A 22,992-nucleotide genomic window follows, 5' to 3' on the forward strand; every position below is an offset into this window, starting at 1 on the left:
CGGTTATTTCACTAAGGGTGCAACGAAGCGCGTGGTGACGAAGCTGCTGTAATCGCTATCCGCTTCTGGCACTTTGCCCTGCTCTTTCAGGAAGCCGGCAGTATCGACAATCGCCTTGTTCACCGGCTTGCCGAGCTGCTCCACCTGCTGCTGCGCGGTGAGGTACGTGTTGCCTTTCACCAGCACCGGCACATCCGCTTCGGGTACACCACTCAGGCGCGCCAGCTTGCTCAGGTTGTCTGACTGCTTCAGCCATTGATCTGGATTGGCAATGTAAGCTTGCTGCGCTTCAACGGCGCTGCGGGCAAAGGCGGTGACGATTTCTGGATGCTGCTGCGCAAAGTCTTTACGCACCACCCACACATCAAGCGTTGGCGCGCCCCACTTGCCGACCTGCGAAGAGTCCGTCAGCACCTTGCCATCTTTCTCCAGCTCGTTGACCGCCGGAGACCAGACGTAAGCGCCGTCAATATCACCGCGTTTCCAGGCAGCAATAATCGCCGGCGGCTGCAGGTTGACTAAGGTCACTTGCGAAGGCTTGATGCCCCAATGCTTGAGCGCGGCGAGGAAGCTGTAGTGCGTAGTCGAGATGAACGGCACGGCGATGCGCTTGCCAATCAGGTCTTTAGGATCGTTGATGGTTTTCTTCACCACCAGCGCTTCGGAGTTACCGAGCTGAGAGGCCAGCAGGAAAGCTTCAATCGGCAGCTTTTGCGTGGCGGCGACCGCCAGCGGGCTGGAACCGATATTACCAATCTGGACGTCGCCCGATGCCAGAGCACGCAACACGCTGGCTCCGCTATCAAATTTGCGCCAGTCGACGGTAGCACCGCTCTCTTTGGCGAAGGTATTATCCGCCTGCGCCACTTTGGCTGGTTCCGCCGACGTCTGATACGCCACGGTAACGTTGACCGCTTGCGCCTGGAACGCCATCAGGGCCAGAGCCGCTGCGACCGCCGTTATTGTTTTTTTCATCGCCATCATCATTCACCCCAATGTGTTTTTGTCTGCGCAGTTTCTCCAGCAAGAGTAATTTCACAAAGGAATTAAAAATTATCCCTAATGACGATCGGTTCTTAGATCAACATTGGGCAAGGCTATGCAGAAAGTGCAAATGGAAAGAGAAGGGAAATCGGTAAATATGTCACGCGCTCACATGGCAGCTGTGATATTGATAGACATCTCATTTTTCACTTTTTACTTACGGTCTTGAATCCATGTCGATTGAGAAAGTCGCACACCTGGCTGGTGTGTCCAAAGCCACCGTTTCACGGGTTTTGAACCAGAATCCCGGCGTGCGCCCGGATACGCGCGCCAAAGTGCTGGCGGCCATCGACATCTGCGACTATCAACCCAACTTACTGGCGCGCCAGCTGCGCACCTCACAAAGCCATATGCTGTTAGTGCTGATTCCCGACATCACCAATCCGTTCTGCTCACGCGTGGTTCAGGGCATTGAAGCCGAAGCGGAAGCGCAGGGTTACCACATTCTGCTGTGTAACTCAGGATCGCAATTGCGACGCGAAGCGGCTTACATTGCGCTACTGAGTGGCAAAGTGGTGGATGGCGTGATCACCATGGATGCCGCCAGTACCCTGCAAGAGTTGAAAGAATTGATTGGCGATGCGCCTTGGGTTCAGTGTGCCGAATACGATCCGGCGATCGCCGCCTCAAGTGTGGCGATTGATAATGAAGAAGCGGCTTGCGAAACCGTGCGTTATCTGGCGAACAAAGGCCGACGCCGCATTGCGCTGGTGAACTGTGATATGCGTTACCTCTATTCACATAAGCGTGAAGAGGGATATCGTGCGGCGCTGGAGCAGCTGGATCTCAGCTGGTGCGGTGTGGCCTACGCCGAGAATATCACCTGTGAAGCGGGTAGTGCGGCATTGCGCGAACTGCTGACGCAGCCGGAACGGCCGGATGCGGTATTCGCGGTATCAGATGTGTTGGCGGTTGGCGTAATACACGCGGCGTTGGAGGCGGGCTTGCGCGTGCCGGAAGATTTAGCGGTGGTAGGATTTGATGGCATCAACTTTACCAGCAGTTTGAATCCACCGCTGACGACGATTGAGCAACCGATGAATCGCATGGGCGCGCGCAGCGTACAGCTGCTGGTCCAACGCATCCGCCAACCCAACTCGTCGGTGGTTCATGAAGTGTTGCCGTGGAAGCGCGTTGAACGCGCTTCCAGTTAATTCAGCGCCAAATCAGCAATACGCACGCGGCGGTGAGCAAGCCCATCGCCAGATTGAACATTTTCCACGCGCGCGGGCTGCGCAGCAGACGTCCAATCAGCGAGCCAAAGCCCATCCAGATCACCCCAGAAACCACGTTCACCATGAACATGCCGAGGCTAATGGCCAGCACCGAATGCAGATATTCGCTGCCTGCCAGGCTGAAGCTGGCCACTGCGCCGAGGGCCATGAGCCAGGCTTTCGGGTTGATCAGCTGCAGCAAGCCGCCTTGCCAGAACGGCATCTGCTTCACCGTCACATCATCGGTTTCCAGCTTTTCATACTCGGCGCTGGCGATTTTCCACGCCAGCCACAGCAGATAAAGGCTACCGGCAATCTTCAGAATCAGATGCAGCGAGGGATAAAGCAGGATGAGACCGCCGATGCCGAATGCCACCATCAGCAACATGACTTGCATACCAATCATGATACCAATGAGCAGCGGAATGGTGCGCAGGAAGCCAAAATTAGCACCCGAGGCGGTAAGTAACATATTATTGGGCCCGGGCGTGATGGCCGCGACCCAAAGAAAACCTAACATTGATAAAAAAAGACTCAGTTCCATGTATATTCGGGTGCTCCTCACCCAGTAAAGCGAACAACCCATCGAAGCTATCAGCGACTTATGCATCAGACAAGCCTTTACCCAAGCTATTTTGATCGCCCCAGCGGCGAGCGCTTTACCCCCCTGCGCGGATTCAGTAACGCGCATTTGCAAACACTGCTGCCGCGTATTCTGCGCCGCCGCGTCACGTTGCGTCCGCACTGGCAGCGTCTTGACCTGCCGGACGGCGATTTTGTCGATTTAGCGTGGAGCGAAGATCCGGCGCAGGCACGTCACAAGCCGCGCATGGTGATGTTTCACGGCCTGGAAGGCAACTTTCGCAGCCCGTATGCGCATGGCCTGATGCAGGCGTGTCAGGCGCGCGGCTGGCTGGCGGTGGTGATGCACTTTCGCGGCTGCAGCGGCGAGCCTAATCGCTTGAAGCGCATCTATCACTCCGGTGAAACCGAAGATGCCACCTACTTCCTTAACTGGCTGCAGCGTGAATGGGGCAGCGTGCCGACCGCTGCAGTCGGCGTTTCGCTGGGCGGCAACATGCTCGCTTGCCTGCTGGGTCAGCGAGGTCACGATGTGCCGATTGATGCCGGCATCGCCATCTCAGCGCCACTGGCACTGGAACCGTGCAGCGGCAAATTGGATGTTGGCTTTTCTCGCTTCTATCAGCACTATTTGCTGACGCGGCTAAAAAAGAACGCTACGCGCAAACTGCACGCCTGGCCCGGCACGCTGCCGGTCGATCTCAGCCAGTTACGCGCTTTCCGCCGCTTACGCGAATTCGATGATGCCATAACGGCACGTGCGCACGGTTTTATTGACGCCAGCGACTATTATCAACAAGCCAGCGCGATGCCGTTGCTCACTGGCGTGCGTAAACCGCTGCTGATCATTCATGCGCAGGATGATCCCTTTATGACTGATGCCGTGATCCCGCAACCTGACCAGCTGTCAGCCTCCATTCAGTATCAGCTGACGCAGCAAGGTGGCCATGTCGGCTTTGTCGGCGGCACCTTGCTTAAACCGAAAATGTGGCTGGAACAACGCGTGCCCGACTGGCTCTCAACTTATCTGGATGTGTAATAGTGATTATTCCCTGGCAACAACTCGAAGCGGAGACGCTGGAAAATCTGATTGAAACCTTCGTGTTACGCGAAGGCACCGATTACGGCGAGCAGGAACGCAGTTTGCTGCAAAAAGTCGCCGACGTGCGCCGCCAGCTGGAGCGCGGCGACGTGGTGCTGGTGTGGTCGGAACTGCATGAATCGATCAATATTATGCCGAAGGGTGAATTTCGCGGCTGATGCACCCCGCGGCAATTCGTGGTAACAATGCTCATCGCCGGACTTCACAGGGAGCTCTGTTATGTCAGCCAGGCATCCAATTATTGCCATCACCGGTTCCAGCGGCGCCGGAACCACCACCACCAGCCTCGCCTTCCGTAAGATTTTCCAGCAGCTGAACCTGCATGCGGCGGAACTCGAGGGCGACAGTTTCCATCGCTTCACGCGTCCGGAAATGGACATGGCGATCCGCAAAGCACGCGATCTCGGTCGCCATATCAGCTACTTCGGCCCGGAAGCCAATGATTTCGGTCTATTAGAGCAGACGTTCAAACATTACGGTCAAACCGGCCTCGGCGAATCACGCAAATATCTGCACACCTACGATGAAGCGGTGCCGTGGAATCAGGTGCCGGGCACGTTCACGCCGTGGCAGCCGCTGCCGGAAAACACCGATGTGCTGTTTTATGAAGGTTTGCACGGCGGCGTGGTGACGCAGCAGCAAAATGTGGCGGAGCATGTCGATCTGCTGGTTGGTGTGGTGCCGATTGTTAACCTTGAGTGGATTCAGAAGCTAGTGCGTGACACCGGCGAGCGCGGCCATTCACGCGAAGCAGTAATGGATTCGGTGGTACGTTCGATGGAGGATTACATTAACTTCATCACGCCGCAGTTCTCGCGCACCCACATTAACTTCCAGCGCGTGCCGACCGTTGATACCTCAAACCCGTTTGCCGCCCGCGAAATTCCCTCGCTCGACGAAAGCTTCGTGGTGATTCATTTCCGTGGCCTGGAAGGCATCGCGTTCCCCTATCTGCTGGCGATGATTCAGGGATCGTTTATTTCCCACATCAATACCCTGGTGGTGCCGGGCGGCAAAATGGGATTGGCGATGGAGCTGATTATGCTGCCGCTGGTACAGCGACTGATTGAAGGGAAGCGGATTGAATAGGTTTGGTGCGGGCGGTGAAAAGGGAGGCATGAATGCCTCCCCTACGACCGATTACAACTCGACAACCTCATAGCTGTGGGTAATTTCCACGCCTTTACCCAGCATGATCGCCACCGAGCAATATTTTTCCGCTGACAGGTCAACCGCGCGCGCAACCGCTTTATCGCTCAACGCTTTGCCGCTGACGATAAAATGCAGGTTGATGGTGGTAAAAATGCGTGGCGCTTCTTCACGGCGTTCTGAAGTGAGTTTCACTTCGCAATCCGCCACATCGCTGCGCCCTTTTTGCAGGATCGACACCACATCAATGGCGCTACAGCCGCCCGCGGCCATCAGCACCATCTCCATTGGACTTGGCGCTTTATCACCGGAATTACCGTCCATTAATACCTGATGGCCAGATGAGGATTCTCCGAGAAAGGTAAGACCTTCCACCCATTTCACTCGTGCCTGCATTATTCTCTCTCCTGAAGCGGCGGTTTTGCCGCCAGAGTACGCTTTCACCTGACAAACAGCAATCCAGAGTAATCCCCCTTCTGCTGAAGCGAGACAACACAAGACAGCTCGCAAAAGCTGTGCTACAAACAGTGCTGAAAATATTTTCGTCATCACAGACGAAGGCCGGAAGAATCAAAAGCGTAGCTTAAGAGTCCACCCGGAATAATTTTTCCTTTACTGGAAACGCTCGACGATTAAACCGCCTGACAGGGAAAAATGCCCCCTGTGTTTTGGGCACGATTACAACAGAGGATAATAGCGAATGGTTCTCGGCAAACCGCAAACAGACCCTACACTCGAATGGTTCCTGTCCCATTGCCATATTCACAAATATCCATCCAAAAGCACGCTCATCCATCAGGGTGAGAAAGCGGAAACGCTGTACTACATCGTAAAAGGTTCCGTAGCGGTACTGATTAAAGATGAAGAAGGCAAAGAGATGATTCTCTCCTACCTCAATCAGGGAGATTTCATCGGCGAACTCGGTCTTTTCGAAGAAGGCCAGGAACGTAGTGCCTGGGTACGTGCGAAGTCTGCCTGCGAAGTGGCTGAAATTTCATACAAAAAATTCCGTCAGCTGATTCAGGTAAACCCGGATATTTTAATGCGACTTTCGTCGCAAATGGCGCGTCGTCTGCAAGTGACATCTGAGAAAGTGGGCAACCTTGCCTTCCTCGATGTCACCGGACGTATCGCGCAAACGCTGCTAAATCTGGCCAAACAGCCAGATGCGATGACTCACCCAGACGGGATGCAAATCAAAATCACCCGTCAGGAGATTGGTCAGATCGTGGGCTGCTCACGCGAAACCGTGGGTCGTATCCTGAAAATGCTGGAAGATCAGAACCTGATCTCTGCACACGGTAAAACCATCGTCGTTTACGGCACCCGCTAATTTCTTCTCACCCACGGCGTGATGGCAACATCGCGCCGTTTCTATTTGCGATGAGCTGATGTGGCGTCGAATCATCTATCATCCCGAAGTTAACTATGCGCTGCGGCAAACGCTGGTGCTGTGCCTGCCTGTGGCTCTCGGCTGGCTGTTTGGCGATCTGCAAAAAGGGCTGCTGTTCTCGTTAGTGCCGGCCTGCTGCAACATGGCGGGTCTGGATACGCCGCACAAACGCTTCTTCAAACGCCTGATTGTGGGTGGTTCGCTGTTTGCCACCGGCAGTTTCCTGATGCAAATCCTCACCGCTTACCAGATTCCGCTGCCGCTGATTTTGCTGGCGCTGCCGCTGCTGATTGGCGTGACCGGCGAAATCGGTCCGCTGCATGCACGCCTGCTGCCTGCCACACTCATCGCCGCCATCTTTACGCTCAGCTTAGTGGGACGTATGCCGATATGGGTGCCGCCGCTGCTCTACATTGGCGGCACGCTGTGGTACGGCTTGTTCAACTGGTTCTGGTTCTGGCTGTGGAAAGAGCAGCCGATGCGCGAGTCGCTCAGCCTGCTGTTCCGCGAGCTGGCCGATTATTGCGATGCTAAATACACCTTACTGACGCAGTTGACCGATCCGGAGAAAGCGCTGCCGCCGCTGCTGGCGCGCCAGCAAAAGGCAGTCGATCTCATCACCACCTGTTACCAGCAAATGCACATGCTGTCGGCGAGCCGCGATAACAGCCACAAACGCCTGACGCGCGCTTTCCAGGTGGCGCTGGATTTACAGGAACACATCTCGGTGAGTTTGCATCAGCCCGAAGAGGTGCAGAAGCTGGTTGAGGAGAGCCACGCCGAAGCGGTGATTCGCTGGAACGCCAAAATCATCTCGGCGCGGCTGCGCGTGCTGGCGGATGCGATTCTCTACCATCAGCTGCCGGATCGTTTTCACATGGAGAAACAGCTCGGCGCGCTGGAGAAAATTGCGCGCCAGCATCCGGATAATCCGGTCGGCAACTTCTGCCTGTATCACTTCAGCCGCATCGCCCGCGTGTTGCGTACGCAGAAACCGCTCTACACGCGAGACCTGATGGCCGATCGCCAGCGCCGCTTACCGCTATTACCGGCGCTGCGCAGTTATCTGTCATTCAAATCCACCGCGTTACGCACCGCGGCACGCTTTGCCGTGATGCTGATGTTTGGCAGCGCGCTGGCGCTGTTCTTCAACATTCCCAAACCTTACTGGATTCTGATGACCATCATGTTCGTCAGCCAGAACGGTTACAGCGCGACGCGCGTGCGCATCCAGCACCGTGCGCTGGGCACTTTTGCCGGATTGCTGATCGCCGCCGCGTCGCTCCAGCTGGCGGTGCCGGAATCGATCACGCTGCTGTTTATGCTAGGGATCACGCTGGCGAGTTATCTGATCACGCGGAAATATTACGGCTGGTCGATGATTGGCTTCACCGTCACGGCGGTGTATTCGCTGCAGCTGCTGTCGCTCAACGGCGCACAGTTTCTGCTGCCGCGCATGATGGATACCTTGATGGGCTGTTTGATTGCCTTCGCCGGGATGATTTGGCTGTGGCCACAGTGGCAAAGCGGACTGCTGCGCAAGAACGCGCACGATGCGCTGGAAGCCTATCAGGAAGCGCTGCGAATGCTGTTAGGCCCGGAACAGTCGCCGGAGAAACTGGCTTATCAGCGCATGAAGGTTAATCAGGCGCACAACGCGCTGTTCAACTCATTGAACCAGGCATCGAGCGAACCAGGCTTTAATCTGCAATACCTGAAAGATATGCGCATGTGGGTTACGCACAGTCAGTTCATCGTCGAGCATATTAACGCCATGACGATTCTGGCGCGTGAGCACACCATGTTGACGGCCAAGCTGGCGGAACGTTATCTGCAATCCTGTGAAATCGCGCTGCAGCGTTGTCAGCAGCGACTGGCGTATGATGGGCCGGGCAACGACAGCAATATTCTGGAAGCACCGGAGAATCTCAATGAAGGGCCGGTGACGATTGTCGAACAGCATGTGAAGCGGATTTTGCAGCACCTCAACGTGATGCACACCATCTCTTCGCTGGCGTGGAGCCAGCGACCGCATCATGGCCGCTGGCTCAAGGTGTTACGTCCGAAAGCGGATTAAGCGGCCAGCACCTTTTCAATCGCGCTGGCGAAACGCGTCATGCCTTCGGCGATATCGGTAGGTTCAATCACCAGCGACGGCACAAAACGGATCACGTCGGTACCGGCGGTGAGAATCATCAGCCCTTCCGCTGCGGAAGCGTTGAGGATGTCACGCGCTTTGCTGGCGAACTGCGGCTTCAGCGCGGCACCAATCAGCAGCCCTTTGCCACGAATCTCGCTGAAGATAGCGAATTTGCTGTCGATGGCTTGCAGCGCTTCAACGAACTGCTGACGACGTGCTTCAACGCCTTCCAGTACTTCTGGCGTGTTGATGATATCCAGCGCCGTTTCAGCGATGGCACAGGCCAGCGGATTGCCGCCGTAAGTGGTACCGTGAACGCCCGGCGCCATCACCGAGGCGATTTCGTTGGTAGTCAACATCGCGCTCACCGGGAAACCGCCGCCCAGCGCTTTCGCGCTGGTAATAATATCGGGCTTGATACCGTAATGCTCATACGCAAACAGTTTGCCGCTACGTCCCATACCGCTCTGCACTTCATCCAGCACCAGCAGCGCATTGTGTTCATCGCACAGCGCGCGCAGACCTTGCATAAACTCTGGCGTGGCCGGCATTACGCCGCCTTCGCCCTGAATCGGCTCGACCACGATGGCGCAGGTGTGATCATCAATCACCGCTTTTACCGCATTGAGATCGTTGAACGGCACATGCACGATATCCGCCGGTTTTGGACCGAAGCCATCGGAGTATTTCGGCTGGCCGCCAACCGACACGGTGAACAGCGTGCGGCCGTGGAAGGCGTTATGGAAGGCGATAATTTTGCTTTTGAACGGGCTGTGTTTTTTGCAGGCGTAATAACGCGCCAGCTTGAATGCTGCTTCGTTGGCTTCCGCGCCGGAGTTACCGAAAAACACCCGATCGGCAAAGGTCGCGGCAATCAATTTACTCGCCAGACGCAGCGCTGGTTCGTTGGTGAACACGTTGCTGGTGTGCCACAAGGTTTCGCCCTGGGTTTTCAGCGTTTCCACCAGCGCCGGATGACAATGGCCCAATGCAGTCACCGCGATGCCGCCAGAGAAATCGATATACTCTTTGCCCTGCTGATCCCACACTCGGCTGCCTTTACCTTTTACCGGCACAAACTGCGCAGGTGCATAAACAGGCAAAATAACGTTATCGAACGTTTCCCGGGTTACCGCTAGTTTTTCCGCTGCCATTGATGACCTCATCGGGTTATTTGTTGAGCTGATGTGAAAATATAATCACAAAATATGCATAAAAAATCACACGAAGGCAAACATAAGTTACGCGTTGAGGAAATTAGCCAGCAGCTGATGCCCTTGCTCACTGAGGATGCTTTCCGGATGGAACTGCACGCCTTCCAGCGGCAAAGTGCGATGGCGGAAACCCATGATCTCATCCGGCTGGCCGTCGCGCAGGGTCCACGCGGTGACTTCAAACTCAGCGGGCAGCGTATCGCGCGCCACAATCAATGAGTGATAGCGCGTCACGGTAAGCGGATTATTCAGATCGCGAAACACACCTTGGTTGGTGTGCTGGATCAGGGAGGTTTTGCCATGCATCACCTGGCGCGCGCGCACCACCTGTGCGCCATAGGCTTGCGCAATCGCCTGATGCCCAAGGCAAACGCCGAGGATCGGCACGTGCCCGGCGAAATGGCGAATCGCCGAAAGCGAAATGCCCGATTGATCCGGCGTACACGGACCCGGCGAAATCACCAGATGCGTCAGCGGCAGCGCTTGCATCTCATCCAGCGTAATGGCGTCGTTACGCACCACGCGCACCTCCGCGCCCAGTTCGCAAAAGTACTGGTAGAGATTCCAGGTGAAGGAGTCGTAGTTATCGATTAGCAGCAGCATAGCGCCCTCAGGCCAGTAAAAGCGGCGCTATTCTACCTATTTTAGTTCGCCGGGCTCACCACTTTCGCAAACTGCGCGGTAAGCGGTGCCAGATCGCCGGCGACGCCCGCCGAGATCGCAGCGCGCCACGCATCGCGTTCGAGCGTTTCCCAGGAAAGCTGATAACCGGCATGCAGTGCCAACTGTTCGAAGAAGATGCGCTGCGCGCGGCCATTGCCGGCGCGGAACGGATGCAGCACGAAGATCTCACAGTAATAATGTGCGATACGCGCCACGAACGCTTCCTGCTCAAGGTCAGCCAGGCCGCGCTCTTCCTCCAGCGCCTGCATCAGCGTATTGCCTTCTTTCTCGATATATTCGCAATGACAATACGGCGTTTCATCGCGCCAGATATCGATGGTGCGCAATTCTCCTGCCCAGCTGTAGAGATCCTGAAACAGCGTGCGATGAATATGGCAAAGACGTGGCAAACCGATGCTGCGCTGGCCAAGTTCTACTGTCGCCAGGCGCGCGGCGCTGAACGCCAGTTCCGCTTTACGCAGTTGGGCTTCATCATGAATATCGAGGCGATTCTTCAACACATTGTCGTTGTGCCACAAATAGGGATCGCGTACTGCTAAGCTGTTATCCACCATATTGCCTCCTCAGCGACTCAAGTCGCTCCTCAGCATGTTCGGCATCGATAAGAGCTTCACTATAGGAATATCCGGCCAGTCGACAGCTGGATTGGTAGCTCGCAGCACGGCGCTGCTGCCACAAAGTGGCTTTCTGTTTCTCAGTGAGTTTGCTAGTCATAGCGCCTCCGGCAAGCAGTGAGCCCTAAGTATAAGCAGCAATTTTTTGCTTTGCCGGAGAGCAAATGGCGCGCCAGTGAAAAACGGCGCGTTTCAGAATTAAGGCAGGACTTTGGCGGAGAGGATAACAATCGGTTTTGACGGCACATTTTGGTACGGACCGACATCTTTAGTCGGGACCTGCGCAATCTTGTCGATCACATCCTGGCCTTTCACAACTTTACCAAACACCGCATAACCGAAATCACGCTGACCGTGATCGAGGAAGGCGTTGTCGGCTACGTTGAGGAAGAACTGGCTGGTGGCGCTATCTTTATCTGCGGTACGCGCCATCGAAATGGTGCCGCGCAGATTACGCAAGCCGTTGTCAGCTTCGTTCTTGATCGGCGCTACCGTTTGCTTCTGCTGCATATCGGTAGTGAAGCCGCCGCCCTGAATCATAAAACCAGGGATCACGCGGTGGAAAATGGTGTTGTTGTAAAAACCATTATTGACGTAATCAACGAAGTTTTTCACCGAAACCGGGGCTTTCTGGTTGTTAAGCTCGAGTTCAATATTGCCCGCAGAGGTGGTGAGCAGCACATGTGGATCCCCTTTTGCGGCAAGCGCGGCAGAAGATACAGAAGAGAGCGCTAACAGGGCAACCGCCGCTGTCAAAGTACGTTTAAGCATGAAAGATTCCTTACCATGGAGAGCTAGCTCAAAAACGAGATTGATTGTAAAGAGCATGTGATCCAAGAGCCAGCGTTTTACCGATATTTACGCGGATGTTGCTATTGTCATACTTTTGCCGCCACGCAATCATTTGCGTGACGAAAATCACACTCTCAATGAAATATTTCCGCCTTGTTACACTCGTTGTTTATTAAGATCACAGCAACACTTACAATTCATGACACTTTTTGCCAATCTCGGCGCTTAACAGGTTCAGAACATGACAAACCGTAATCGCATTGGCCTTACCTGGATTAGCTATTTCTCCTATGCGCTCACTGGCGCACTGGTGATCGTTACCGGTATGGTGCTGGACAATATCGCGCAGTATTTCCAGCGCCCTATTTCAGAAATGAGCAACACCTTCACATTCCTTAATGCGGGCATTTTGGTGTCGGTGTTCCTGAACGCCTGGCTGATGGTGATTGTGCCGTTGAAGCGTCAGCTGATCTTTGGCTTCGTGCTGATGATTCTCGCCGTTGCGGGTCTGATGACCAGCCACGATCTCACCGTTTTCTCGCTGTGCATGTTCATTCTCGGCGTGGTGAGCGGCATCACCATGTCGATCGGTACTTTCCTGATCACTCATCTGTACGATGGCCGTCAGCGTGGCGCACGTCTGCTGTTTACCGATTCGTTCTTCAGCATGGCGGGCACCATCTTCCCGATCATCGCCGGTATTCTGCTGGCGCGCGCGCTGCCGTGGTATTGGGTGTACGCCTGCATCGGTATCATTTATGTCGCCATCTTTGTGCTGACGCTGTTCATTGAGTTCCCGGTACTGAAAAGCGAAGCCGCTAAGCCAGGCGTTGAGAAAGAGAAATGGGGCATCGGCGTGCTGTTCCTGTCGATTGCGGCGCTGTGCTACATCCTCGGCCAGCTCGGCTTTATTTCATGGGTGCCCGAATACGCCACCAAATCGATGGGCATGGATATCGCCGCTGCCGGTCAGCTGGTGGGTAACTTCTGGACCGCGTACATGGTCGGCATGTGGGTGTTCAGCTTCGTGCTGCGCTTCTTCGATCTGCAACGCATCCTGATGGTGCTGGCCGCACTGGCAACCGGTTTGATGTACTGGTTCGTCACCTCTAAAGACGCCAGCATGCTGCACTGGATCATCATGACGCTGGGCTTCAGCTCAAGCGCGATTTACACCACCATCATCACGCTGGGATCGCTGCAAACCAAGGTCTCTTCACCGAAGCTGGTGAACTTCATCCTGACCTGCGGCACCGTCGGCACCATGCTGACGTTCGTGGTGACCGGCCCAATCGTGGCACAAGGTGGCGCACATGCCGCGCTCTCTACCGCTAACGGTTTGTACGCCGTGGTGTTTGTGATGTGTGTTCTGCTCGGCTTTGTGACCAAACATCGCCAGCACGGCCACGTAACGCACTAAGTTTGATGGGCGGACCTCGGTCCGCCCTGCTCCTCAGCGTTTGAAGGTTACCGCTTCTTTTTCCGCTAAATAGATCTCGCTGCTGGCGGGCTGCGTCGCTGCCACCAACACGCCTTTACGCACTGAATAACGTACCGGCACCTGCCGCCGCACCGCATCAAATCCACTCTCCGCCGGCAGAATAATCAAACTGGCATCATTACCTGCCTCAATACCGTAATTCGCCAGCTGCATGGTCTTGGCGCTGTTCGTGGTGATCAGCTGCAAGCCATTATTAATCTGCTCGTAGCCCATCAACTGGCAAACATGCAATCCCATATGCAGCACCTGCAACATGCTGGCAGTGCCGAGCGGATACCAGGGATCGAACACATCATCGTGCCCGAAACAGACGTTGATGTTTGCTTCCAGCAGCTCTTTCACTCGCGTGATGCCACGACGTTTTGGATAGCTATCAAAGCGCCCTTGCAGATGGATATTCACCAGCGGATTGGCAACAAAGTTGATGTTAGAAAGCTTGAGCAGACGGAACAGCCGCGACGTATAGGCATTGTTGTAGGAGTGCATCGCCGTGGTATGACTGGCGGTGACGCGCTCACCGTTGCCATCACGGTGCGCCAGCGCCGCCACGGTTTCCACAAAGCGCGACTGCTCATCGTCGATCTCGTCGCAGTGCACATCCACCAGCCGATCGTAGCGATTAGCCAGCGCAAAGGTTTTATGCAGCGACTCCACGCCGTATTCGCGGGTGAATTCGTAGTGCGGAATCGCGCCCACCACATCCGCGCCCATGCGCAGCGCCTCTTCCAGCAACGCTTCACCGTTGGGATAAGAGAGAATGCCTTCCTGCGGAAACGCCACAATCTGGATATCGATCCACGGCGCCATTTCCGCTTTCACTTCCAGCATCGCCTTTAACGCGGTGAGCGTGGGATCGGAGACATCCACGTGAGTACGCACATGCTGAATACCGTTGGCGATTTGCCACTTCAAGGTCTGTTGCGCGCGCTGTTTCACATCGTCACGGCTCAACAACGCTTTGCGCTCCGCCCAGCGTTCGATGCCTTCAAACAGCGTGCCGGATTGGTTCCAGGCGGGTTCGCCGGCGGTTTGCGTGGTATCGAGATGAATATGCGGCTCGATAAATGGCGCGCTCGCCAGCCCGCCCTCCGCATCCAGCGAGTCCGGCTGTGCTGCGGTTTGCGGCGGCTGCGGGCGAATCTGCGCAATCTTGCCGTTATCGATTTCGATCTGCCACAAGCCCTGCTGGCCCGCTAAGCGCAGGTTGTTGATCCACTTCAGTGACGGGTTTGCCATGCCGTACTCCTGTTAAACGCAAAGCCTAAAGCTAGCATGAAAAAGGGAAACCAACGTAGGGTCGTTATTTATGGCGACCAGAACAATAACCAAACAAATAAGCCACTTAACTAATTCGTTCAAAATCAGCTACATACCTCAAAATAGGTATATAGGGGCGCGCTTGATGTACATCAATAAGCGTCAAAAGCGCCGCGTTAAGGTAGGCGCAGATACCGCAATTTTTGAGGCAAGCATGAGCAAGCACAGTGTCGTTATTATTGGCAACGGCATGGTCGGCCACCGCTTTATAGAAGAACTTATCGACAAAGATCAATCCAGTGAGTTTGCGATAACCGTTTTCTGTGAAGAGCCCCGCGTCGCCTATGACCGCGTCCACCTTTCCGCCTATTTTTCCCATCACACCGCCGAAGAACTCTCGCTGGTTCGCGAAGGTTATTATGAAAAGCATCAGGTTAATCTGCTGCTTGGCGAACGCGCCATCACCATCAACCGCGACGAAAAACTGATTCACTCGAATACCGGTCGCGCGGTGCATTACAACACGCTGATTTTCGCCACCGGCTCTTATCCGTGGATTCCGCCAATCACAGGCGCGGAAGGCAGCGATTGCTATGTCTATCGCACCATTGAAGATCTCAACGCCATTGAAGCCTGTTCACGTCGCAGCAAACGCGGCGCGGTGATTGGCGGCGGCCTGCTAGGGCTGGAAGCAGCAGGCGCACTGAAAAATCTCGGCGTCGAAACCCACGTCATTGAGTTCGCACCGGTGCTGATGGCGGAACAGCTTGATCCTCAAGGCGGTGAACAGCTGCGCCGTAAGATTGAGCAGATGGGCGTGTTCGTTCACACCGGCAAAAACACCCAGCAAATCGTCCATCATCCACAAGGCGGCAAAACGCTGGAATTTGCTGACGGCAGCGCGCTGGAGGTCGATTTCATCGTCTTCTCCACCGGCATCCGCCCGCAGGACAAGCTGGCCAAACAGTGCGGCCTGCAGCTGGGCGCACGCGGCGGTATCGCCATCGACGATCACTGCCAGACCAGCGATGCAAACATCTTCGCCATTGGTGAATGTGCCGCCTGGCAGAACCGTATTTATGGCTTAGTCGCGCCGGGCTACAAAATGGCGCAGGTCGCCAGCGACCGGTTGGTTGGCCGCGATAACGTGTTTGCCGGCGCGGATATGAGCGCCAAGCTGAAACTGCTGGGCGTTGATGTCGGTGGCATTGGTGATGCGCATGGCCGCACGCCGGGCGCGCGCAGCTTCGTGTGGCTCGACGAGCAGAAAAATATCTATAAGCGGCTGATCGTTAGCGAAGATAACCGCACGCTGCTCGGCGCAGTGTTAGTCGGTGACACCAGCGATTACGGCAATCTGCTGCAGCTGGCGCTGAATAACATCGCGTTACCGGAAAATCCGGCCTTACTGATCCTGCCTGCGGGCAGCGGCGAGAAACCGGTGATGGGCGCTGATGCGCTGCCGGACAGCGCGCAAATCTGCTCCTGCTTCGACGTCAGCAAAGGCGATATCGTCAAAGCGGTGCAAGGCGGTTGCCACACCGTTGCGGCGCTGAAAACCGAAACCCGCGCCGGAACCGGCTGCGGCGGCTGTATTCCGTTGATTACTCAGGTGCTGAACGCTGAACTGAGCCGTCAGGGCATCGAAGTTAACAATCATTTGTGTGCGCACTTCCCCTATTCGCGTCAGGAGCTGTATCACCTGATTCGCGTGGAAGAGATTTTATCATTCGACGCGCTGCTGGCGAAATATGGTCAGGGCTACGGCTGCGAAGTGTGTAAACCGACGGTCGGTTCGCTGCTGGCGTCCTGCTGGAACGAATATGTGCTGAAGCCACAGCTCGCACCGCTGCAGGACAGCAACGACCTGTTCCTCGGCAATATCCAGAAAGATGGCACTTACTCGGTGATCCCGCGTTCGGCCGGCGGTGAAATCACGCCGGAAGGATTGATGGCGATTGGCGCCGTGGCGCGCCAGTACAATCTCTACACCAAGATCACCGGCTCGCAGCGTATTGGCCTGTTTGGTGCGCAGCGCGACGATCTGCCGGCTATCTGGACGCAGCTGATCGATGCCGGTTTTGAAACCGGACAAGCGTATGCCAAAGCGCTGCGCATGGCGAAAACCTGCGTCGGCAGCGTCTGGTGCCGCTTTGGCGTGGGCGACAGCCTCGGCTTCGGCATTGAGCTTGAGCATCGCTACAAAGGCATTCGCACCCCGCACAAGATGAAGTTTGGCGTCTCCGGCTGCACACGTGAATGCGCCGAAGCGCAGGGCAAAGACGTTGGCATCATCGCCACCGAGAAAGGCTGGAACCTGTATGTCTGCGGCAACGGCGGCATGAAGCCACGTCACGCCGATTTGCTGGCCGCCGATCTCGATCGCGATACGCTGCTGCGCTACCTCGACCGCTTCATGATGTTCTACATCCGCACCGGCGACCGCTTGCAGCGCACCTCGCTGTGGCTGGAAAGCATGGACGGCGGCATCGACTATCTGCGCAGCGTAATTATCGATGACAAACTCGGCCTGAATACACAGCTGGAAACCGAGCTGGCGCGTCTGCGTGCGGCGGTGGAATGTGAGTGGACCGCAACGGTACAAAACCCACAGCAGCAGTCGCACTTCAATACCTTTATCAACAGCGATCGGCGCGATCCGCTGGTACAGCATATCAACCAACGCGATCAGCATCGTCCGGCGCAACCCGCCGAGCGCATTGCGGTCACTCTGATTGAGGAGATCGACGCATGAGCCAGTGGCATTCGGTGTGTGAACTCAGCCAAATTCTGCCTGCGACCGGCGTATGCGCGCTGATCAACGGCCAGCAAATTGCTATCTTCCGTCCGCGTGACGATGAGCAACTCTACGCCTTAAGCAATATCGATCCTTTCGCCCAGGCCAGCGTGTTGTCACGCGGCCTGATTGCCGAGCACCAGCAGGCGCTGTGGGTGGCAAGTCCGCTGAAGAAACAGCGCTTCCGCCTGAGCGATGGCCTTTGTCTGGAAGACGAAGCGCGCTCGGTGGTGAGCTATCCAGTGCGCGTGAGCGATGGCAAGGTTGAGATCTGCGCCTGACTGCATTCCTTCACTTTATGAGACGTCACTATGTTTACTGACACCCTGAATAAATGCGCCGCCAACGCGGCGCGCATTGTGCGTACCGCGCAGCACAGCCCGCTGGCCTTCTGGATCAGCTCGGCGATGGCGGGCGCCTATGTTGGCCTGGCGATTATCCTGATCTTCACGCTCGGCAATCTGGTCGAGCCGGCTTATCGCCCGCTGCTGATGGGCGCGACCTTCGGCATAGCCTTAACGCTGGTGATCATCGCCGGTTCCGAGTTGTTCACCGGTCATACCATGTTCCTGACTATCGGCGTGAAAGCGGGCAGCATCAAGCAAGGTCAGATGTGGTGCGTGCTGCCGCAAACCTGGCTGGGCAATCTTGTCGGTTCAGTATTGGTCGCGCTGATTTATTACTATGCGGCAGGTCCGCTGCTGCCGAATGCCGGATCGCTGCTGCACAGCGCGGCGCTGGCGAAAACCACGCAGACCACCATGGCGCTGTTCTTTAAAGGCGCGCTGTGTAACTGGCTGGTGTGTCTGGCGATTTGGATGGCGGTGCGTACCGAAGGCACGGCGAAGTTCATCGCCATCTGGTGGTGTTTGCTGGCGTTCATCGCTTCCGGCTACGAACACTCGATTGCCAACATGACGGTCTTTGCGCTGTCGTGGTTTGGTCAGCATAATGCGGACTTCACAATGAGCGGCATCGGCCACAATTTGCTGTGGGTGACGCTGGGCAATATGTTCTCCGGCATGGTGCTGATGGGGCTCGGTTATTGGTACGCCACACCGCAGACGCAGCGCCCGCAGGCCGAAGCGCAAGCCGCGCCGCTCAAAACGGCATAACATTTTTTCAGCCCGCCTCACGCGGGCTTTTTCAGGATGAGCTATGGACTACTTTCCGCTGTTTTGCCGCCTGCAAGGCAAGCGCTGTTTGCTGGTGGGCGGTGGCGATGTAGCAGAACGCAAGGCGCGTTTGCTGCTGGACGCTGGTGCCGATTTGCAGGTTGGCGCGCTGGATTTCTCCCCCGCTTTTCAGCAGTGGGCACAACAGGGAAAGGTGACCTTATTACCCGGCGCATTTGATGAGCACTGGCTCGAAGATTGCTGGCTGGTGATTGCCGCCACCGATGATGATGCGGTGAATCAGCAAGTTGGCGATGCGGCGGAGTTGCGCCGCATCTTCTGCAATCTGGTGGATGCACCGCAGGAAGCCAGCGCGATAATGCCATCGATTGTCGATCGTTCGCCGCTGATGATTGCCGTGTCGTCTGGCGGTCGCGCGCCGGTGCTGGCGCGTTTACTGCGCGAAAAACTCGAAGCGATGCTGCCACAACATCTTGGTGAGTTAGCGTCATTAGCCGGATCGCTGCGCAGTCGCGTCAAACGTACCTTTAACAGCATGGCGCAGCGGCGTGCTTTCTGGGAGCGCTTCTTCGTCAGCGATCGGCTGGCGCAAACCCTGGCGAATGGCGATCGGCCACGCGCGGAACACATCGTCGAAACCCTGTTCGATGCGCCGCTGTCGCAGCAAGGCGAAGTGGTGCTGGTGGGCGCCGGGCCGGGCGATGCGGGGCTGCTGACGCTGAAAGGCTTGCAGCATATCCAGCAGGCCGATGTGGTGGTGTATGACCGCTTAGTCTCCGAGCCGATTCTCAATCTGGTCCGCCGCGATGCGGAGCGCGTCTTTGTCGGCAAACAAGCCGGCAATCACTGCGTACCGCAATCGCAGATCAACCAGGTTTTACTTGAGCAGGCGCAGAGCGGCAAGCGCGTAGTGCGACTAAAAGGCGGCGATCCCTTTATCTTCGGCCGCGGTGGTGAAGAGCTGGAACTGCTGGCGCAGCACCACATCCCTTTTAGCGTGGTGCCGGGTATTACGGCCGCCTCGGGCTGCTCCGCCTACAGCGGCATTCCGCTGACGCATCGCGACCACGCGCAGAGCGTGCGTTTCGTCACCGGTCATTTGCAGCAGCATGGCGAAATCGAGTGGCGCAAGCTGGCCGCAGAACAGCAAACGCTGGTGTTCTATATGGGGCTGGCACAGGCGCCGGAAATCCAGCAGCAGCTGTTGCAACACGGCATGGATGCCGCGATGCCGGTGGCGATTGTGCAGAACGGTACCACGCCGCAGCAGCGCGTAGAGACCGCAACGCTGGCGGAACTGGCAACGCTGGCACAGCAGTTTGCCAGTCCGGCTCTGATTATTGTTGGTCGCGTAGTGGAACTGCGTTCACAGTTACGCTGGTTCTGACACGGCAAAAAACTGTACAGCGCTGCGCTTTGTCGCCAGACTACAGGCCATCTTTCTCATCAATAAGGAGTTTCCATGCGCGTTGCTTCACTGATTTGCGCGTTTTTATTGCCGTTGAGCGTGGTTGCTACCGCTGCACCCGTTACCTGGTCGAACGTGGTGGGTGAATGGCAGGTAGTGGCAGTAAAGCCAAAGAAGGAAATGGGTCAGATCTATATCAAGAATGATCCGCAGTTTATGGGCGCGCGCGTGGCGTTTAAGCCAAATGCGATAACCTGGACGCGCGGCACAGCCGAGCGCAGCATCAATCCTTCCGTCGATAACTGCAACGCTAAACCACGTCTTAGCGCCGCCAATGGCGCAGGCCAGGATCGTGATTTCACCTTCCGTTATGGCTTCAATGTGAGCTGTGGCAACCAGGCTTGGGGACCTGCGCCAGGCGCGGTGATCAGCGTGCTGGCAGACGGTAACGCCCGCTTGTTCTGGGATGGCGCGGAACTGGCGTTACATCGCATCAAATAAAAAACGGCGGGTCAAAATGACCCGCCGTTCTGTTCTATCCCGCTAGCCGCTTACGGCTGTGCGACAAAGCCTACCGCTTCGTACACTTTCTTCAGCGTTTCCTGCGCATGGGCGCGGGCTTTCGCTGCGCCATCACGCATCACCTGATTCAGCAGCTCTTCGTCGTTACGGAAACGATGATAACGCTCCTGCAGTTCGGTCAGCATGCCGGAAACCGCTTCAGCCACTTCACCTTTCAGGTGGCCATACATTTTGCCTTCGAACTCTTGCTCCAACTGCGCAATGCTTTTACCGGTCACGCCCGCGAGAATATCCAGCAGGTTAGAAACGCCGGCCTTCTCTTTAACGTCGTAGCGCACCACTGGTGGCTCGGCGGAATCAGTCACCGCGCGTTTGATCTTCTTCACCACCGCTTTGGTGTCTTCCAGCAGGCCAATCACGTTGTTACGGTTGTCGTCTGACTTGCTCATTTTCTTGGTCGGCTCAAGCAGCGACATCACGCGTGCACCCGATTTCGGAATGAACGGCTCAGGCACTTTGAACACATCGCCATACAGCGCATTGAAACGCTGGGCGATATCGCGGCTCAGCTCCAGATGCTGCTTCTGATCTTCGCCAACCGGAACCTGATTGGTTTGATACAGCAGGATATCGGCCGCCATCAGCACCGGATAATCAAACAGGCCTGCAGTGATGTTTTCCGAGTAACGCGCGGATTTATCTTTGAACTGCGTCATGCGGCTCAGCTCGCCAAAATAGGCGTAGCAGTTCAGCACCCAGCTCAGCTGCGCATGCTCTGGCACGTGCGACTGAACAAAGATGGTGCTTTTCGCCGGGTCGATGCCGCAGGCAAGATAGAGCGCTAAGGTATCCAGCGTAGCTTTACGCAGCGCGGTGGGATCCTGACGTACGGTGATGGCGTGCAGATCGACGATGCAGTAAATGCAGTGGAAATCATCCTGCATCTGCACCCACTGACGCAGCGCACCCATATAGTTGCCAATGGTCAGTTCACCGGAAGGCTGGGCGCCGCTGAAAACGATGGGTTTGCTCATGTTATGTCCTGATAATCACAGCCCGATAGCGGGCAAAAGTTCGTCAAAAGAGTCGAGAGTTAAATCGGGTTGGCTTGTCGCAATCGGCTCACCGTAGTTGTAGCCAAATGTCATACCGATGTTCGGTACGCCTGCCGCCTGGGCCGCGAGAATATCATTGCGGGAATCGCCGACAAACAGCAATTGTCCCGGAAGCACGCCAAAATGACCAAGGACGAGGAAAATGGCTGCCGGATGGGGCTTTTTCACAATCACGTCATCACCGCCGATAATCTGCGTGAAGTACTCGGCAATTCCGAGCGACTTCAACAGCGGCGCCACAAACGGCGTGGGCTTGTTGGTGACGATCGCCAGCGGTAGACCTTTCGCCTGCAAGGCCGCCAGCGTCTCTTTCACCTGCGGGAATAGCGTGCTGCCCGCTTCCACCGTTTGCGCGTAATACTTATCAAATAGCGCACGTGCATCGCGTTGCTCTTCGGCATGCGGCTCGCGTCCCAGCGCCCAGGTCAGCGCGCGGGTCATCATCACGTCGGCGCCGTTACCAATCCAGGTCGAGGCCAATGCCAAACCCGGCGGCGGCAGCTGCAGATCGCTCAGCGCATGATCGATGGCTTGTGACAAACCGGGCGCGCTGTCGACCAACGTACCGTCGAGGTCAAACGCCAGCGCGCGGATATCAGTGAAATGAGCCATTAACTTTCTCCAGTTCGCCACGCATCTCATCGATCACTTTTTTGTAATCCGGATGACCAAAGATCGCCGAACCGGCCACAAACATATCGGCACCGGCGGCAGCAATCTGGCCGATGTTATCGATCTTCACGCCGCCATCCACTTCCAAGCGGATGTTATAGCCACTCTCATCAATCAGGCGACGCGCCTGACGCAGTTTGTCGAGCGTACCAGGAATGAAGGATTGACCGCCGAAGCCTGGGTTCACCGACATCAGCAGAATGATATCCAGCTTATCCATTACATAGTCGAGGTAGTCGAGCGGCGTCGCAGGGTTGAATACCAGACCCGCTTTGCAGCCGTGCTCTTTGATCAGCTGCAGCGTGCGATCAACATGCTCGCTGGCTTCCGGGTGGAAAGTGATGAAGGTGGCGCCGGCTTTCGCGAATTCCGGGATCAATGCATCCACAGGTTTAACCATCAGATGCACATCAATAGGTGCAGTGATGCCGTAATCGCGCAGCGCTTTCAGCACCATCGGCCCCATCGTCAGATTGGGAACGTAGTGGTTATCCATCACATCGAAATGGACCACATCACCACCTGCCGCCAGCGCTTTGGCGGTGTCTTCACCCAAGCGCGCGAAGTCAGCAGCCAGAATTGAAGGGGCCAGTAAAAATTGTTTCATCCGATTCTCCCAATTTTGTGCGCCAGCCTGAGCTGGCGTAATGCCTTGG

Annotated in this window: 24 protein-coding genes; 12 read left to right on the forward strand and 12 right to left on the reverse strand. The window is 56.1% G+C overall.

Annotated elements, in window-relative coordinates; all coding sequences use genetic code 11:
* Nucleotides 1-3: 3 nt before the first annotated feature.
* The gene (gene tauA, locus PanJK_RS20500; protein ID WP_414858958.1) at nt 4-984 is read right to left on the reverse strand and encodes a taurine ABC transporter substrate-binding protein; all 981 of its coding nucleotides are present in this window, start codon (nt 982-984) and stop codon (nt 4-6) included.
* A 233-nt stretch (nt 985-1,217) separates the two neighbouring features.
* On the opposite strand from tauA, the gene PanJK_RS20505 reads away from it, so the two are divergent.
* On the forward strand, nt 1,218-2,198 hold the full coding sequence (locus PanJK_RS20505) for a LacI family DNA-binding transcriptional regulator (RefSeq protein WP_265302514.1): 981 nt from the start codon (nt 1,218-1,220) through the stop codon (nt 2,196-2,198).
* A gap of 1 nt (nt 2,199) precedes the next feature.
* Here the strand turns inward: PanJK_RS20505 and PanJK_RS20510 are convergent, their stop codons facing one another.
* Nucleotides 2,200-2,802, reverse strand: a complete 603-nt coding sequence (locus tag PanJK_RS20510) for a LysE family translocator (RefSeq protein WP_008101822.1) — start codon at nt 2,800-2,802, stop codon at nt 2,200-2,202.
* 60 nt (nt 2,803-2,862) lie between these two features.
* Between PanJK_RS20510 and PanJK_RS20515 the strand changes: the two genes are divergently transcribed.
* The 3 genes from PanJK_RS20515 to PanJK_RS20525 all read left to right on the forward strand — a co-directional run bounded on the left by PanJK_RS20515 (nt 2,863) and on the right by PanJK_RS20525 (nt 5,031).
* A complete protein-coding gene (locus PanJK_RS20515) occupies nt 2,863-3,879 on the forward strand; it encodes a hydrolase (RefSeq protein WP_265302515.1) in 1,017 nt (338 codons plus the stop codon).
* 2 nt (nt 3,880-3,881) lie between these two features.
* Nucleotides 3,882-4,100 carry a YheU family protein gene (locus tag PanJK_RS20520; RefSeq protein WP_256697647.1) on the forward strand — a complete coding sequence of 73 codons (219 nt, stop codon included), beginning with the start codon at nt 3,882-3,884 and terminating at the stop codon, nt 4,098-4,100.
* 61 nt (nt 4,101-4,161) lie between these two features.
* Complete coding sequence (locus PanJK_RS20525; RefSeq protein WP_265302516.1) at nt 4,162-5,031, forward strand: phosphoribulokinase; 870 nt, start codon at nt 4,162-4,164, stop codon at nt 5,029-5,031.
* A 51-nt stretch (nt 5,032-5,082) separates the two neighbouring features.
* Here PanJK_RS20525 and PanJK_RS20530 read toward each other — a convergent pair whose 3' ends face one another.
* Entirely contained in the window at nt 5,083-5,487 is a 405-nt protein-coding gene (locus PanJK_RS20530) for an OsmC family protein (protein WP_008101814.1), read from the reverse strand.
* A gap of 304 nt (nt 5,488-5,791) precedes the next feature.
* Between PanJK_RS20530 and crp the strand changes: the two genes are divergently transcribed.
* Nucleotides 5,792-6,424: a cAMP-activated global transcriptional regulator CRP gene (crp, locus tag PanJK_RS20535; protein ID WP_003852956.1), complete on the forward strand. Its 633-nt coding sequence runs from the start codon at nt 5,792-5,794 to the stop codon at nt 6,422-6,424.
* Nucleotides 6,425-6,482: 58 nt separating this feature from the next.
* The gene (locus tag PanJK_RS20540; RefSeq protein WP_265302518.1) at nt 6,483-8,561 is read left to right on the forward strand and encodes a YccS/YhfK family putative transporter; all 2,079 of its coding nucleotides are present in this window, start codon (nt 6,483-6,485) and stop codon (nt 8,559-8,561) included.
* Here the strand turns inward: PanJK_RS20540 and argD are convergent.
* The 5 genes from argD to ppiA form a co-directional block, all read right to left on the reverse strand.
* Entirely contained in the window at nt 8,558-9,778 is a 1,221-nt protein-coding gene (gene argD, locus PanJK_RS20545) for a bifunctional acetylornithine/succinyldiaminopimelate transaminase (protein ID WP_256697649.1), read from the reverse strand. The two genes, PanJK_RS20540 and argD, sit on opposite strands and share 4 nt — an antisense overlap.
* Nucleotides 9,779-9,865: 87 nt before the next feature.
* Nucleotides 9,866-10,441, reverse strand: a complete 576-nt coding sequence (locus PanJK_RS20550) for an aminodeoxychorismate synthase component II (RefSeq protein ID WP_265302519.1) — start codon at nt 10,439-10,441, stop codon at nt 9,866-9,868.
* 41 nt (nt 10,442-10,482) lie between these two features.
* A complete protein-coding gene (locus PanJK_RS20555) occupies nt 10,483-11,076 on the reverse strand; it encodes a putative adenosine monophosphate-protein transferase Fic (protein WP_256697651.1) in 594 nt (197 codons plus the stop codon).
* Nucleotides 11,066-11,236 carry a YhfG family protein gene (locus PanJK_RS20560; protein WP_256697652.1) on the reverse strand — a complete coding sequence of 57 codons (171 nt, stop codon included), beginning with the start codon at nt 11,234-11,236 and terminating at the stop codon, nt 11,066-11,068. Before PanJK_RS20560 ends, PanJK_RS20555 begins: the two co-directional genes overlap by 11 nt.
* Nucleotides 11,237-11,334: 98 nt before the next feature.
* Complete coding sequence (gene ppiA / locus PanJK_RS20565; protein WP_008101803.1) at nt 11,335-11,907, reverse strand: peptidylprolyl isomerase A; 573 nt, start codon at nt 11,905-11,907, stop codon at nt 11,335-11,337.
* 262 nt (nt 11,908-12,169) lie between these two features.
* Between ppiA and tsgA the strand changes: the two genes are divergently transcribed.
* Nucleotides 12,170-13,348, forward strand: coding sequence for an MFS transporter TsgA (gene tsgA, locus PanJK_RS20570; RefSeq protein WP_008101801.1), 1,179 nt, complete (start codon nt 12,170-12,172; stop codon nt 13,346-13,348).
* 33 nt (nt 13,349-13,381) lie between these two features.
* Here tsgA and PanJK_RS20575 read toward each other — a convergent pair whose 3' ends face one another.
* Entirely contained in the window at nt 13,382-14,665 is a 1,284-nt protein-coding gene (locus PanJK_RS20575) for a cytosine deaminase (RefSeq protein WP_265302520.1), read from the reverse strand.
* Nucleotides 14,666-14,900: 235 nt separating this feature from the next.
* Between PanJK_RS20575 and nirB the strand changes: the two genes are divergently transcribed.
* From nirB to PanJK_RS20600, 5 genes are all read left to right on the forward strand, one after another.
* Complete coding sequence (nirB, locus tag PanJK_RS20580) at nt 14,901-17,441, forward strand: nitrite reductase large subunit NirB (protein WP_265302521.1); 2,541 nt, start codon at nt 14,901-14,903, stop codon at nt 17,439-17,441.
* Nucleotides 17,438-17,764 (forward strand): nitrite reductase small subunit NirD, encoded by a 327-nt coding sequence (nirD, locus tag PanJK_RS20585; RefSeq protein ID WP_265302522.1) that lies wholly within the window; start codon nt 17,438-17,440, stop codon nt 17,762-17,764. Before nirB ends, nirD begins: the two co-directional genes overlap by 4 nt.
* A 30-nt stretch (nt 17,765-17,794) precedes the next feature.
* Nucleotides 17,795-18,598: a nitrite transporter NirC gene (gene nirC, locus PanJK_RS20590; RefSeq protein WP_265302523.1), complete on the forward strand. Its 804-nt coding sequence runs from the start codon at nt 17,795-17,797 to the stop codon at nt 18,596-18,598.
* A gap of 43 nt (nt 18,599-18,641) precedes the next feature.
* Nucleotides 18,642-20,006 (forward strand): siroheme synthase CysG, encoded by a 1,365-nt coding sequence (gene cysG / locus PanJK_RS20595; protein ID WP_265302524.1) that lies wholly within the window; start codon nt 18,642-18,644, stop codon nt 20,004-20,006.
* A 75-nt stretch (nt 20,007-20,081) separates the two neighbouring features.
* Nucleotides 20,082-20,528: a hypothetical protein gene (locus PanJK_RS20600; protein ID WP_265302525.1), complete on the forward strand. Its 447-nt coding sequence runs from the start codon at nt 20,082-20,084 to the stop codon at nt 20,526-20,528.
* Nucleotides 20,529-20,578: 50 nt separating this feature from the next.
* Here the strand turns inward: PanJK_RS20600 and trpS are convergent, their stop codons facing one another.
* Genes trpS through rpe form a run of 3 tightly spaced genes read right to left on the reverse strand, consistent with a single transcriptional unit; the run spans nt 20,579 to nt 22,943 of the window.
* The gene (trpS, locus tag PanJK_RS20605) at nt 20,579-21,583 is read right to left on the reverse strand and encodes a tryptophan--tRNA ligase (RefSeq protein WP_154194058.1); all 1,005 of its coding nucleotides are present in this window, start codon (nt 21,581-21,583) and stop codon (nt 20,579-20,581) included.
* A 15-nt stretch (nt 21,584-21,598) separates the two neighbouring features.
* On the reverse strand, nt 21,599-22,276 hold the full coding sequence (locus PanJK_RS20610; RefSeq protein WP_061719727.1) for a phosphoglycolate phosphatase: 678 nt from the start codon (nt 22,274-22,276) through the stop codon (nt 21,599-21,601).
* The gene (gene rpe, locus PanJK_RS20615; RefSeq protein WP_008107883.1) at nt 22,260-22,943 is read right to left on the reverse strand and encodes a ribulose-phosphate 3-epimerase; all 684 of its coding nucleotides are present in this window, start codon (nt 22,941-22,943) and stop codon (nt 22,260-22,262) included. Before rpe ends, PanJK_RS20610 begins: the two co-directional genes overlap by 17 nt.
* Nucleotides 22,944-22,992: the final 49 nt, after the last annotated feature.

Source organism: Pantoea sp. JK, assembly GCF_026130245.1.
Lineage (GTDB): Bacteria > Pseudomonadota > Gammaproteobacteria > Enterobacterales > Enterobacteriaceae > Pantoea > Pantoea trifolii.

What these genes read in the sequence shown, in the direction of transcription:
- tauA (WP_414858958.1), bottom strand. Translation starts at nt 984, where the DNA reads ATGATGGCGATGAAAAAAACAATAACGGCGGTCGCAGCGGCTCTGGCC.
- PanJK_RS20505 (WP_265302514.1), top strand. Translation starts at nt 1,218, where the DNA reads ATGTCGATTGAGAAAGTCGCACACCTGGCTGGTGTGTCCAAAGCCACC.
- PanJK_RS20510 (WP_008101822.1), bottom strand. Translation starts at nt 2,802, where the DNA reads ATGGAACTGAGTCTTTTTTTATCAATGTTAGGTTTTCTTTGGGTCGCG.
- PanJK_RS20515 (WP_265302515.1), top strand. Translation starts at nt 2,863, where the DNA reads ATGCATCAGACAAGCCTTTACCCAAGCTATTTTGATCGCCCCAGCGGC.
- PanJK_RS20525 (WP_265302516.1), top strand. Translation starts at nt 4,162, where the DNA reads ATGTCAGCCAGGCATCCAATTATTGCCATCACCGGTTCCAGCGGCGCC.
- PanJK_RS20530 (WP_008101814.1), bottom strand. Translation starts at nt 5,487, where the DNA reads ATGCAGGCACGAGTGAAATGGGTGGAAGGTCTTACCTTTCTCGGAGAA.
- crp (WP_003852956.1), top strand. Translation starts at nt 5,792, where the DNA reads ATGGTTCTCGGCAAACCGCAAACAGACCCTACACTCGAATGGTTCCTG.
- PanJK_RS20540 (WP_265302518.1), top strand. Translation starts at nt 6,483, where the DNA reads ATGTGGCGTCGAATCATCTATCATCCCGAAGTTAACTATGCGCTGCGG.
- argD (WP_256697649.1), bottom strand. Translation starts at nt 9,778, where the DNA reads ATGGCAGCGGAAAAACTAGCGGTAACCCGGGAAACGTTCGATAACGTT.
- PanJK_RS20550 (WP_265302519.1), bottom strand. Translation starts at nt 10,441, where the DNA reads ATGCTGCTGCTAATCGATAACTACGACTCCTTCACCTGGAATCTCTAC.
- PanJK_RS20555 (WP_256697651.1), bottom strand. Translation starts at nt 11,076, where the DNA reads ATGGTGGATAACAGCTTAGCAGTACGCGATCCCTATTTGTGGCACAAC.
- PanJK_RS20560 (WP_256697652.1), bottom strand. Translation starts at nt 11,236, where the DNA reads ATGACTAGCAAACTCACTGAGAAACAGAAAGCCACTTTGTGGCAGCAG.
- ppiA (WP_008101803.1), bottom strand. Translation starts at nt 11,907, where the DNA reads ATGCTTAAACGTACTTTGACAGCGGCGGTTGCCCTGTTAGCGCTCTCT.
- tsgA (WP_008101801.1), top strand. Translation starts at nt 12,170, where the DNA reads ATGACAAACCGTAATCGCATTGGCCTTACCTGGATTAGCTATTTCTCC.
- PanJK_RS20575 (WP_265302520.1), bottom strand. Translation starts at nt 14,665, where the DNA reads ATGGCAAACCCGTCACTGAAGTGGATCAACAACCTGCGCTTAGCGGGC.
- nirB (WP_265302521.1), top strand. Translation starts at nt 14,901, where the DNA reads ATGAGCAAGCACAGTGTCGTTATTATTGGCAACGGCATGGTCGGCCAC.
- nirD (WP_265302522.1), top strand. Translation starts at nt 17,438, where the DNA reads ATGAGCCAGTGGCATTCGGTGTGTGAACTCAGCCAAATTCTGCCTGCG.
- nirC (WP_265302523.1), top strand. Translation starts at nt 17,795, where the DNA reads ATGTTTACTGACACCCTGAATAAATGCGCCGCCAACGCGGCGCGCATT.
- cysG (WP_265302524.1), top strand. Translation starts at nt 18,642, where the DNA reads ATGGACTACTTTCCGCTGTTTTGCCGCCTGCAAGGCAAGCGCTGTTTG.
- PanJK_RS20600 (WP_265302525.1), top strand. Translation starts at nt 20,082, where the DNA reads ATGCGCGTTGCTTCACTGATTTGCGCGTTTTTATTGCCGTTGAGCGTG.
- trpS (WP_154194058.1), bottom strand. Translation starts at nt 21,583, where the DNA reads ATGAGCAAACCCATCGTTTTCAGCGGCGCCCAGCCTTCCGGTGAACTG.
- PanJK_RS20610 (WP_061719727.1), bottom strand. Translation starts at nt 22,276, where the DNA reads ATGGCTCATTTCACTGATATCCGCGCGCTGGCGTTTGACCTCGACGGT.
- rpe (WP_008107883.1), bottom strand. Translation starts at nt 22,943, where the DNA reads ATGAAACAATTTTTACTGGCCCCTTCAATTCTGGCTGCTGACTTCGCG.